Origin of the sequence: Commensalibacter sp. A3DC, from assembly GCF_047307945.1 — a bacterium.
GTDB classification, from domain to species: Bacteria; Pseudomonadota; Alphaproteobacteria; order Acetobacterales; family Acetobacteraceae; genus Commensalibacter; species Commensalibacter melissae.
Genome location: NZ_JAXOQA010000064.1, coordinates 1 through 10408 on the forward strand (window position 1 = coordinate 1; position 10408 = coordinate 10408).

Consider the following 10408-nt stretch of genomic DNA (forward strand, 5'->3'; position numbering starts at 1 on the left):
TTTTATAATAACTTGCAACTTTTTGAATAAACAATCTCATATCCGGATTTTCTTCAACCAACCGGTTTACCGAGCACCAATCCACCTCTGCTCTAAATGCCGCCGGAATCATTATCTGACTATCAATTACATTATCTGTTTTAAGTATAATTAACCCAATACCATGTAAAGCCGACAACATTCTCAGCTCATTCATCGTTCCATCATCTGGAATGCTTGCACTCACAAGATAACCGTAATTTGCCCAACTGGAATTACTAACGGCCTGAAAAAAATATTGACGAACCGTTGAGCGGGAAATCTGTTTTTTTACTTCAAAAGACCATAGATAAGCCATTTTAGCATCCCCTGACTGTACACAAGTTTTAACCAAACTATTCCAGTCTTCAGTCACTGCCTGCAAAGCAACAATATCCGGATGCAACCATTTATTGCCATTTTCCCCTTTACCTTTTTTTGAAAATTTTTCATTGATCCTATCACATTTTAAATTATATTCCGTACCAAGATACTCAATCAATAAAGGATAAAGATCAGCTTCCGTATAATTTATCTTTTTTAATGGCAAATTTAAAATGTCTTTACCTGCATTTTCTTCATCTTTCAGTTTATCTATAAAATTGCTCTTGAGCCTGGAATTACCTTTCCATTCGTAAACTCTTGGTCGAGGTTGGTCCTGAATCAATATTCCTGCATTTGATTGTTTCAACCTTTTAATACGTGAACCAATTTCAGCAACAATTTGAGAAATAAAAGAATTTTCCGAGGTAAAACGCTGCTGGCTATTTAGTCTTTTTTGTTTATAATAATCAGGATAAATTTTAACTAATTGGATTGCAATTTCACGCGCGGTAAATCGTTTATGCGGATTATCTTTTAAAAATAAAACAACTTGCTGAATTAATGTATAATTTTTCATAATATTATAAATTGTTCAGATAAATTCATTATTTCTATCATATGATATTAAAATAATTGGTTAACCTTATTTAAAGAACATAATATATATAACCGGTTAAATTGCCCGATACCGCCTATTTGATTTTAAAAAGGCTTGGGACAGGCAATTTATCAATAATTTTACACGCGTTTTGTCATGCCACCATCAACAACAAGGTTGCTTCCTGTAATAAAACTTGCCTGTTCACTTGTCAGAAAAACAACTGTTGAGGCCACATCCTCTGGTGTTCCCATACGACCTAACGGGTTATTCTTCAAGGCTGTATTATAAAGTTCAGGCTGCTCCCGTTCAATTTGATCCCATATCCCTCCCTTAAAATAAATTGTTCCTGGAGAAACAAGATTAACCCTTACATTGTGTTCTGCAACTCTTAGTGCAACCGATTTGCCATAATGATTCAAGGCAGCCTTTAAGGCGCCATATGGTTCAGCAAATACGTCTATTTCAGAAGCGGAAACACTGGATATGATAACAATTGATCCGTTTTTCTGTTTGGTTAAATAAGGCAATGTCTCGTTAACTAGGGCAACGGTACCTAACAGGTCTGTATCAACCGCCTTTTTCCAGGTTTGCAGATCCCGTCCCGAGGCAAGAGCGCTTACATTCGCCACCACATGATCAAGCCCACCCATCTTTTTGTGACTTTCCTTGATCCATCTTTCAACTTCATCCGCCTTGTTAATATCAACAGTCATGCCCATGGCCCGGTCACCCAATTGCAGAATAGCCTTATCGATACCTTGCTGATTTCTGGCACAAATACTGACAAACGCACCTTCATCAATAAATTTTTGGGCAATCGCCAATCCAATTCCTTTGGAACCGCCACTAATAAGCACTTTTTTATTTTTTAGACCAAGATCCACTTTATTATTCTCTCAAATTTTAAAAGACATTATTATTTCTAGAATACGTAAGGCAGATATCTTTTGCAACGAAATAGTCTATAATCTCCATTCATAAACCATAACCTATAAAACAAAAACTTTGTATTATCATGATCGAACCCAATATCCTAATTTCCACTCTTCATGCCATACGCGCAAAAAATCCACTTATCCTCAATATAACCAATCAGGTTGCAACCCAATTTACCGCAAATATTTTACTTGGGCTTGGCGCATCACCCGCCATGGCCAATGCGGAGGAGGAAGTTGAGGAATTCGTTCAAAAATCCAACGCTCTGGTTATCAATATCGGGACTTTATCAACACCCCAATTACGCTCCATGCAGTTGGCCAGTCGTACCGCATACCAGCAAAACATTCCATGGATACTCGATCCGGTGGGCATTAGTGCCTCTCTTTATCGAGCCAAAACAACGCTCAGTCTTTTACAGAATTTCCCCAATGCCATTCGGGGAAATGCGTCAGAAATTATCAGTCTTTACCATTATCATCAAAATACATCTCCTCGAACACAGGGCCATGGAGTGGATAGTCTTGATTCCTCTCATGATGCACTGGAAGCCGCTAAACAACTGGCCTTATCTTATAAAACCACTGTGTCAATCAGTGGCCAAACAGATTATATCACCAACGGAAAAGAGATTGTCTCCGTAAGAAACAGCCACCCTCTCTTAACCAAAGTAACAGGATCTGGTTGTGCAGCAACCGCCATCACCGCAGCATGCCTGTCTGTTGAAAAAAACACCCTATATGCTTGTTCCGCGGCAATGGCTTTTATTGGCATTGCCGCCGATATCGCTATGCAACATATCAACGCCCCCGGCAGTCTGCAAATCGGATTAATTGACGAGCTTTATCTATTGAACGATGAAAAGATTATAAAATATGCAAAAATTAATCTTGTCAAATAATGGATAAAATAATTTTCCAAAATGATGAAAATGAAATTTCATTTTCATCATACCTTATTTGGACATCAAACGAAATTCGGAATACCTTCCGCCTTGAAAACAGCAAGAACCCCATCATCTTTTTGCATTTTCATATAAAACTGCAACAGATTCTTATAACTCGAAATATCTATTTTTAGATTTTGAACCCAGGTCAAGGTCATGAATAAATATGGATCTGCCACACTACGGAAACCCGCGATCCATTCCTTTTCCGCCAGTTGTTTATCAACCTGACCGTATAATTTATGAAGTTTTTTACGAGCGGCAGTATCAAGGATTTCAATCACTTTTTGATCGCCGCTGATTTGTTGTCCTCCAAAAATCAAACCGAATACAGGATGAATATCGGAATTTACGAAAGCCAACCAACGCAAAGCCTCTGCCCTTTGTTGCTTACTACCATCTCCGAGTAGCTTCCCTTGTGGAAAAGAATCCGCAATATAATTCATGATGGCGACATTTTCAGTCAGCACAAAACGATCATCAACCAATACGGGCACCTTACCTGATGGATTCAATTTAAGAAATTCATCCTTTTTTAAACCATCATGATCAACAATTTCAAAGTCAAAATCAGCTTTGCACCAATATAGGGCAATATGACATCCTGTTGAGCAAGCGCCTGGAATTGTATAAAGCTTTAACATCAATAGCCTCCTTGAAATATCCTGAGAAAATTATAATGCTTTTATAATTATTCAGGCAATAATAAATCATCTTTTTTGTTAAAAGAACGTTTCATTAAAATCAAACCAGCAAGTATTGAAACAGCCAATAAAAGTAAACTTAACGTAATTTGCCCAAAATGGCCAATCCGAATTCCGCCGCCGAGTAAAACAAAAACAACCGTTTGTGGAAAGCTTCCCAGAAAAGTCGCACAGATAAAAGGCATAACGGAAATACCAACTATACCAGCCATGGTATTCAGCAGAACGGAAGAGCCCACAGGCATCAAACGGCAGATAAGAACGGTATGAAAAGGGTTTGTTTGAATAAAATGATGAATTTTTTTTAGTTTTGCATGGGAAAGATATTTTTTCCCCCATTCACGTCCCAGCCACCGGGCCCAGTTATAAGCCAATAACGCTCCTATGACAGTCGCAATCGTGGCGTAAAAAATACCCAACCAAAAACCGTATACCACCCCAGCCGTCAGACAGACAAGCTGTCTTGGAAAACCGACCATGCACATAATGATGGCAATGGATAAGAAAATCAGGGGACCTTTTATCCCGCGCCTTAATAACGTATGATCATTTAAAAACAAATCAAAGCCGTGAAAATAACGAGCAAGTAAAAGAACAATAACAATTCCAAAAACCATACATAATGGTTTTATTACTTGACCAATTAGTGTTTTGTATTGAGTTAAATTTTTATTTCTTTTCATAACACAACTAAATTATTGACCTTATGAAAGGCTTGACTTGCAAAAACCTTCTTATAGGACTAAAAAAAACACAATATCTCACTTTTCTTTAAAACGATACCCTTTATCATTTATTTAGAATTTCTTTACTCATGCAAAACAATAAATCAATTTCAACGTGGCTGTTCCTCATCTGCTTTATGCTTCTTTGCATGATAGCCCTTGGGGGATATACACGACTAACGGGTTCCGGTCTGTCCATTATGGATTGGCGTCCAATCACTGGTATCATCCCCCCTCTAAGCCACGCAGAATGGGTTCGGGAATTCGATCTTTATAAAACCATTCCACAATATCAAATTCTTAACAATGGGTTTGGACTGGATGGATTTAAACAGATTTTCTGGGCTGAATGGAGCCATCGTTTTCTGGGAAGATTAATAGGTCTGGTTCTCATTTTACCCTTAATCTGGTTTATTTATAAAAAAATGATCACAAAACAACTGGCTCTGCGCCTGTTCATTTTTTTTATTCTCGGTGGATTACAGGGCGGTATTGGCTGGTTCATGGTTCATTCTGGATTCAGAGCAAACAGCACCGCGGTTGAACCGGTCCGTCTCGTTTTGCATCTAGCCTGCGCCATTATTCTCTATATCGCTATTTTATGGACAGCCCTTTCATTACGCCATCCTGTTCCCAATCCACTGACCCAAAATCCAGCCGTAAAATTTATTAAAACCCTATTGAGAACTGATTTCATTTTATTGCTAGTCACCATTGTTGCCGGTGGTTTTACTGCAGGAACCCATGCGGGTCATTCCTTTAACAGTTTTCCCCTAATGAACGGCCACCTGATTCCTGCTGATTATAACAGACTATCCCCTTTCTGGTTAAACTGGTTTGAAAATATTTCAACCATTCAATTCAATCATAGGCTCCTGGCAACATTTACGGGCATAATGATTCTAATAACCGTTATGACAGGTCTGAAATCCTCATTGGACAAGGCGACCAAGGACAGCTTTATGGCAATGGGATGGGCTGTCCTTATCCAATACGCCCTGGGGGTTACAACATTATTGCTTGTTGTTCCCGTCTGGGCAGGCACCGTTCATCAAGCCTTTGCAATCGTTTTATTGACAACAGTTACGATTGCCCTACATCATATGCGTAAAAATAAATCATTATCATGACTAACATTTTTTATTTTGATCCTCTTGAAAGCTATCATTTATGACTGACCCCATCAATGCCTTGACCCTGACAGATTCTATATTTTTTAATCCACAGAAAACCCAGCTGGATCGGGATAAGACAGAAAAATCCATTCATCAGACCCTTTCTTCCATGGATGATGGAGAACTGTTTCTTGAATATCGTGAAAGTGAAATGATAAGTATTGATGATGGAACCATCCGAACCGCGACAACAGATATCACTTCTGGATTTGGCCTACGATCAGTCTTGGATACTCAAACAGGATTTGCTTTTTCCAATGAATTAAGTGATAAAGCCTTAAAACGTGCCAGTGAAACTGTCAGCCAACTGAAATCAGATCATGAATCTATAATCAGTGATAAACCTGTCCTGACCAATCATCAGCTTTATCACCCTGACAACCCACTTCATCAAGGTAAATTTGCCGATCGGGCTCATTTGCTTCATGAAATTGATGCTTATGCCCGTTCAAAAAGTCCTCATGTCGTTCAGGTAAGCGCATCCCTATCGGCAGAATGGCAGGCAATTCAAATTATCCGGACCAGTCAGTTCCGTGTTGCTGACATCCGTCCCCTGGTTCGACTTAATGTTACCATCATAACAGAAAAAAATGGACGTCGAGAAATAGGTTCCTATGGGTGTGGTGGACGCCATGGTTACGATCATATTACACAGGAAAATATTTGGAAAAATGCTGTTCATGAAGCCTTGCATCAATCCCTAATCAATCAGGAAAGTAAATCTGCACCTGCCGGTGAAATGGATGTCGTTCTCGGGTCTGGATGGCCTGGTATTTTGTTACATGAGGCTATCGGCCACGGATTAGAAGGTGATTTCAATCGCAAGGGAACCTCTGCTTTTGCCGGTTTAATGGGTAAAAGAATTGCAGCTCCAGGGGTTAATGTCGTTGATGACGGCACCCTCTCTGAACGACGGGGAAGTCTTAATATTGATGATGAGGGAACTCCAACTCAACGGACAAACCTGATCGAGGATGGCATTTTGACAGGATTACTTTATGACCGTTTGAACGCCCGTCTGATGAATAAACCATCAACGGGAAATGGACGCAGAGAATCTTTTGCCTGTGCGCCAATTCCTCGTATGACCAATACATTTATGCTGGCTGGAAAAGATACGTTGGACGATATGATTAAAAGCACCAAAAAAGGTCTTTACGCTGTCAATTTTGGCGGTGGTCAGGTTGATATTACCTCTGGTAAATTTGTCTTCTCTACTTCAGAGGCGTATCTGATAGAAAATGGAAAGGTCACCCATCCAGTTAAAGGGGCCACCCTGATTGGAAATGGTCCAGATGCCCTTACCAAAATCACAATGATTGGCAATAAAGTTGAATTAGATAAAGGGGTGGGAACTTGCGGCAAGGCTGGTCAAGGCGTACCGGTTGGAGTTGGACAGCCATCCCTTAAACTTTCCGGCCTGACCGTCGGGGGAACAGATTTCTAATTTTTGTCAATACAAACGTAACTGATCCTTATACCCCAAGGATCAGGAAATCATCTCTCCTCCTGTATTTTATCACCGATCTTTATCTATATAATATCCTCTATCAATATCTGTCCCCTTGTCAGATCAAGTAAACGCCGCTTCAAAGCCAAATACTGTTCTTCAGGCACGACAAGATGACACTCCACATCCATGGATTCAAAATTTTCCATGGCAATTTCTGCTTGATATTCTCCAATACGGGCTTTTACCAAAGCATAATCTGAAAAAGAACAGACAATTATAATTTCTTTTTTAGGAATATATAATTTGGAGGAAGACTGACGTAAACATTCAGCCGCAGTTCCACTATAGGCCCGAATAAGACCGCCCGCGCCTAGCTTAATACCGCCAAACCATCGAATAACTATTACTAGTGTACAATCAAAATTCTGTCTTTCTATAACTTGTAAAATGGGTCGCCCCGCTGTTCCGGAAGGTTCACCATCATCATTGCTTTTATAATTTTGTCCTATACGATAAGCCCAGCAATTATGTGTTGCCTCTGGTATTTTTAATCGTTGCAACCATTCCCCAACCTGCATTTCTGTATAGACGGGCACAGCATGTGCCAAAAATATACTTTTTCGAATTTCTTGCTGAAATTGATAAGGGGCGGTTAACGTATAAATCAGATTATTTGCTATCATCAATTCATTCAGAAATTATGTTTTTATGTAATAAAGCAATGTTTGAGAATACATTTTACTAACAATTCCCATATAATTCATTCCAAAAAGGCCATTTTCGCCTTATTTCGTACAAAAAAACAATATTTTTACATATTTTTATAGTTTACTTTACCAAGTCGTTATAAAATAAAACAAATTTGCCTTTAAACTTGGAGCTGCTTCTATGAAAATAGTGCAATACCTATTATTTAGTCTTTTCCTTTCCCTTGGAACAATATCTATACAAAATACCCACGCGCAAGAAGCAGCCAACTCTCTTATTTCCTCATCAACCCCTTCAAATACACCTGTTTTTCTCAATATTCCCGATACAACAACTCAACCAATTTTAAATAAGCTTATAAAACAATTGGGAAATATTAATAAAAGCTTACAAAACCTTCAGCATTCTGAAGATTTTACACAATTCAAAAATCTGCTGAATCAAGCACGATCGATATCCACCTCGGCCGATGCGATTGTAACTGATTTGACCCCTCGTCTGAAGGGATATAATCAGGCTTTAAAGCTATTGGATAACGTTATCCAAAATACAGGAAGTGATAAAAACAAAGATGATATTAAAAATTTAAATGATCGACAAAAATCCTTTATTCAAAATAGAAATGATCTTAGCGCAAAAATTCAGCAGGCAACAATCATATCCTTGGAAGCCAATAGTCAGGTTGCACAAATTCAGCAGGCTCTATCCAAGATTCAACAGGTGCAGTTATTTACCCGCATATCCTCCCCCCTAGGTTATAATTTTTGGCATGAAATTGCCATTCATTACGATGATGACAGTTCCCGCATAAATAAACTATATTCTGATTTTGGCAGTTTATTCACCAAAACATGGCAAGATGGCTGGGGAAGCCGTCTTACAATGCTTGCAGGTTTTCTTGGCGCTATTCTGTTAATTTTCATCCTGCGTCCTCTTATTGAAAAGGGACTGGTACAGTTCACAGAAAAATTCATTCCCCCCACACGTCTTAGACGCAGTTTAATGACGCTGTGTTCAGCAATAATAGCCTCTCTTACCGCAGGATTATCTGCCACACTCATTTTGGTAACCATTAATAACCACAATACGATCAGCCCACAAGCCTATGCTTTTGCACAAAACATAATTCACCAACTTTATTTTTGCGGTTTCATCTTTGGACTTTATCGAGGTTTTCTTGCCGTAAAAAATCCACAATGGCGGTTATTGCCCATTGGTGATGAAGTTGCGCATTCAATCAATATTCTACCCAATATTTATATGGCCATTATCCTGCTTCTTGGAATTGTCCGTTATATCAATAATGTTAGTGGTGTAAGTATTATAGCACAGCAATTATGCAATGGTTTTTTTGCCTGTGTCGCCTCAATCCTTTTTTTATCCATTCCCATAAAGCTTCGCGAAGTGGGTCAGAAAAGAATCAAACTTCATTCAGCACAAAATAATCAAAGTCCGGATATCACACTTCTTGTCGTTGCAATCGGGCTCCCATTATTCTGTATCATCTCTATTGTTGCCATCCTAACAGGATACATCCATTTGGGTTATTCAATGTGTGTATGGCTTAACTGGGTAATTCTGGTTTTCAGTACTTTAAGTCTTTTAAGAATACTTTTGAATGATATAACAAACCTCATCTTTGATCCGGATCGCTGGCTGGGTAAAAAAATACAGCTTTTAGGCATAAAACCTCAAAGCATGGAACAATTATCAACCATCATTACCGGTGTCATCACACTAACAACTGTCATTCTGACAATTGTTTCCATTATTTCCCCCGGTAATTTTGATCTGGTAGTCTTCATCCAACATTTAACAACCACCCTAACCAACCAAAAAATAGGTAACTTTACATTTTCCTTTTCAACAATCGCCGAGGCAATCTTGGTATTTTTCATTGGTATATATTGTATAAGAATTGTCAGAAACTGGTTAAATAAAAACTTCTTCCCAAAAACCAGTCTGGATAATGCAACCTGTAATTCAATTGATACAATTTTCAATTATTGCTGTTGGGTCGTTGTCGCCATTATTGATTTATCCATCCTTGGGGTAACAACCCAAAACATTACCTGGATTGTCAGCGCTCTTTCTGTCGGTATTGGTTTCGGTTTACAAGCCATTGTCCAGAATTTTGTTTCCGGTCTTATCCTTCTCGCTGAAAGACCCGTCCGCATAGGGGATACGGTTATCATAAATGGTGTTAAAGGAGTGGTAATGAGCATCAAAGTAAGAGCTACCGAAATTCGTTTGTCAGATTTTTCAACCCTAATTGTTCCAAATTCACAAATTATCACATCTTCTGTTCAGAATGCCACCCGTGGACGTCATATGGGTCTGGTTTCATTTAAATTACCTGTAATTACCATTCAACAATTGGATCAAGCACGCACGTTAATCATGAAAATCATGGAAAAACAAAAAGATGTTCTAGATGATCCGAAACCCTATATATGGATTGATAACATTACAGAAAGCTCTTTAGTCATGACCATTGTTTGTTATACAAATTATCTGGCAAATACAGATGCAGTAAGAAATAACATCTTATCTGAATATCTAAATAATATAAATCAGCTATCCAATAACAAACCCTCCTCAGAAAAGGGTGACAAATAGACAATATACATAAATATTAATAACTTAACATTAAGAAAAATTAAAAAATAATTAATTTTTTGTTATTTTTATATTATTATTTCGATATATTTATAATTTTAAATACGTATTATTGTTATTTTTCTAAAAAGTTATTTAAGTATGAAAATTTGTCTCGCTTTATTTCTTAAAAATGAAAATCCAAACATTTTATCATGGA

Annotated in this window: 9 protein-coding genes; 4 read left to right on the forward strand and 5 right to left on the reverse strand. The window is 38.1% G+C overall.

Going from position 1 to position 10408, the window contains the following annotated elements; translation table 11 throughout:
- Together U0839_RS07460 and U0839_RS07465 are read right to left on the reverse strand one after the other, a co-directional pair.
- On the reverse strand, positions 1-919 hold a 919-nt coding region (locus U0839_RS07460; protein ID WP_413550394.1), incomplete at its 3' end, for a COG2958 family protein.
- Between the two features lie 161 nt (positions 920-1080).
- Positions 1081-1827 carry an SDR family NAD(P)-dependent oxidoreductase gene (locus U0839_RS07465; protein ID WP_110439268.1) on the reverse strand — a complete coding sequence of 249 codons (747 nt, stop codon included), beginning with the start codon at positions 1825-1827 and terminating at the stop codon, positions 1081-1083.
- A 131-nt stretch (positions 1828-1958) separates the two neighbouring features.
- Here U0839_RS07465 and thiM point away from each other — a divergent pair, with 131 nt between their 5' ends.
- Positions 1959-2780 (forward strand): hydroxyethylthiazole kinase, encoded by an 822-nt coding sequence (gene thiM / locus U0839_RS07470; protein WP_155564793.1) that lies wholly within the window; start codon positions 1959-1961, stop codon positions 2778-2780.
- A 65-nt stretch (positions 2781-2845) separates the two neighbouring features.
- Here thiM and U0839_RS07475 read toward each other — a convergent pair whose 3' ends face one another.
- Positions 2846-3469, reverse strand: coding sequence for a glutathione S-transferase family protein (locus U0839_RS07475; protein WP_155564792.1), 624 nt, complete (start codon positions 3467-3469; stop codon positions 2846-2848).
- A 47-nt stretch (positions 3470-3516) separates the two neighbouring features.
- Positions 3517-4146 carry a TVP38/TMEM64 family protein gene (locus U0839_RS07480; RefSeq protein ID WP_196424189.1) on the reverse strand — a complete coding sequence of 210 codons (630 nt, stop codon included), beginning with the start codon at positions 4144-4146 and terminating at the stop codon, positions 3517-3519.
- Positions 4147-4343: 197 nt separating this feature from the next.
- On the opposite strand from U0839_RS07480, the gene U0839_RS07485 reads away from it, so the two are divergent.
- The gene (locus U0839_RS07485; RefSeq protein WP_155564790.1) at positions 4344-5384 is read left to right on the forward strand and encodes a COX15/CtaA family protein; all 1041 of its coding nucleotides are present in this window, start codon (positions 4344-4346) and stop codon (positions 5382-5384) included.
- Positions 5385-5424: 40 nt separating this feature from the next.
- Positions 5425-6876, forward strand: coding sequence for a metalloprotease TldD (gene tldD, locus U0839_RS07490; RefSeq protein WP_155564789.1), 1452 nt, complete (start codon positions 5425-5427; stop codon positions 6874-6876).
- Positions 6877-6962: 86 nt separating this feature from the next.
- Here the strand turns inward: tldD and U0839_RS07495 are convergent, their stop codons facing one another.
- On the reverse strand, positions 6963-7565 hold the full coding sequence (locus tag U0839_RS07495; RefSeq protein WP_155564788.1) for an IMPACT family protein: 603 nt from the start codon (positions 7563-7565) through the stop codon (positions 6963-6965).
- Between the two features lie 205 nt (positions 7566-7770).
- On the opposite strand from U0839_RS07495, the gene U0839_RS07500 reads away from it, so the two are divergent.
- Entirely contained in the window at positions 7771-10209 is a 2439-nt protein-coding gene (locus U0839_RS07500; protein ID WP_413550395.1) for a DUF3772 domain-containing protein, read from the forward strand.
- Positions 10210-10408: the final 199 nt, after the last annotated feature.